The 1,615-nt window shown below is 27.2% G+C and carries 1 protein-coding gene; it reads left to right on the plus strand.

Features of this window, described 5'->3' with window-relative positions; genetic code table 4:
- The coding region (locus tag BCF89_RS08795; protein ID WP_170108365.1) for a hypothetical protein at positions 1-1,600 on the plus strand (1,600 nt) is incomplete at its 5' end.
- Positions 1,601-1,615 lie beyond the last annotated feature (15 nt).

A 1,615-nucleotide genomic window follows, 5' to 3' on the forward strand; every position in this document is an offset into this window, starting at 1 on the left:
AGTTTTAACTGTGCCAAATTCAATTTTAATAAGTGATATTGTCTTCAAAGGAAGAATTGAACAAAATAATCTCCAAATTGAAAACAATGTAATAGCTAATTTTAAAACAAATGACGACGTTTCATTTTATCCATTGATTTTGCACCCAACAAATGTTCAAAAAGATTATGTGTCGTGATATAGTCAAACTCTATTTATTTTTAAGTTAATTGGAAGGTATTTTTTTGATAAAAATGAATTATACTGAAGTAAGTTTTATACGGATTTCTTAAGTCGCAATTTTACATTTATTGATGGGATAGATGAACTTGATAATTTTTCTAAGGAATTTTTACATAATAGGATTTTTAAAGTAACAGATACATTAACTTCGAATTTTGCAAATCTAGATGAAAATAAGCGTAGAGAATTTAAAGAAAAGATCTACAACGGTAATGATCCTAAACAATTTAATGATTTTGAGATCAACGTTTTACTTAACAAACTAACAAGTGAAAAATTAAGAAGCACAATACGTTTATTTATTCTGATGCTATCTAAACAAATATCCTCATCCTTTTGTTTCAAGGGAGGTTTAACTGAAGAACATGAATTCTACCTACCCTTTTATTTAGAAAAAACAATTGATAACGATTTATATATTATAAAATCCAATTATTTTGTTTTTGATAAGAATAGTAAGAAGTGATCTCCTAAGGAGAACATTTTGAATAGAAATAATGTGTTTCAATTTCACAATAAAGTAATACAAATGCCAATTATCCCTGACAAGATTTCAGAAGTAAATATATCTAATACACCTTTAGATTTTAATACGAGTTCTAGCCATAATTTTAATTATTTGTTTTGAAGTCCAAGTCATACTTCTGAGATAGCTGAATATTTAAGTAAGGTTTACTGAGAACCACAAAAGAAAAAAGAGGATGAGATAATAATTGAAATTCCAATGAAAACAAAAGCGCCTGATTGACGTGTGCGCTACTCAGAGAAACCTTCTAGAGAAATAAATATATTACAGTATGGAAAGACTAGCAATGTTATAGATGATGGGACAAGGAATATTTTTGGTGTTAATTTAAAAAATTGAGATGAGGTATGAAACTATCTACCTAAATATAGTACAAGATTTAAGGAACTGCTAATTAGGGAAGTTGCAGGTGAAATTGTATTTAATAAAGCATATTTTGAAAAATATTCAAATGTCATAAGAGAAGGATTTGAAACTAAATATCATGATATCCCACCTAATACTGGAAGAGGACCAGGGGGTGGTGGTAGAGGATGAAGTTTATTTTTTACAAAGGAAAAAGCTGTATTTCCAATTAGATATTTAGAAGGAAGAGTCTCACAAAAGTTTACTAGTGTAAATTACATTTTCAAGTCAATATCTGATTTTAAAGAAAATATATCGGAAGAAACCCCAAAATTTCTTGACATAACATTTGAAATTAATGAGGATAATTTCATTTTAGAACAAATAACTATAAAATCAATCTTTGCAAATCGCATCACTGTTAGGGTAGATGGATATTTAGAAAAGAACTATAAATTAAATTATGAAGATAACAAATTAATATCAGAGACTACATTAATAATCTAAAAACTAAAAAATCTT

The organism is Metamycoplasma auris (genome assembly GCF_003253435.1).
In the GTDB taxonomy this organism is placed as follows: domain Bacteria; phylum Bacillota_I; class Bacilli_A; order Mycoplasmatales; family Metamycoplasmataceae; genus Metamycoplasma; species Metamycoplasma auris.